The following is a 282-nucleotide window of genomic DNA, read 5'->3' on the forward strand; positions in this document are numbered from 1 at the left end:
AATGATTTTTGTCAGCACAATTCTCAAAATAATTGACAGCTTTTTGTATATCATACTTTTCTTCCTGCAAATACAGCTTTGCAAGTGCATACTGCGTATACTCGCTATCTTCTGCCAAGAGCAAATACTTTTCTGCTTTGTCCAGATTTTGAGGCATTATCTCGCCCTGCAAATAAATTTTTCCTAGCCTGTAACAAGCAATGACATCTCCGCTGTCCGCACACTCAGTAAGCAAGGCTATTCCTTTTTCAATGTCCTGTTCCAAATGCTCTCCTGAAATAT

General features: G+C 38.7%; 1 protein-coding gene. It reads right to left on the reverse strand.

Features of this window, described 5'->3' with window-relative positions; all coding sequences use genetic code 11:
* On the reverse strand, positions 1 to 265 hold a 265-nt coding region (locus tag LI114_RS13930), incomplete at its 3' end, for a tetratricopeptide repeat protein (RefSeq protein WP_413770914.1).
* Positions 266 to 282 lie beyond the last annotated feature (17 nt).

The sequence above is a fragment of the Ruminococcus sp. 210702-SL.1.03 genome (assembly GCF_020559915.1).
Classification (GTDB): Bacteria; Bacillota; Clostridia; order Oscillospirales; family Ruminococcaceae; genus YE71.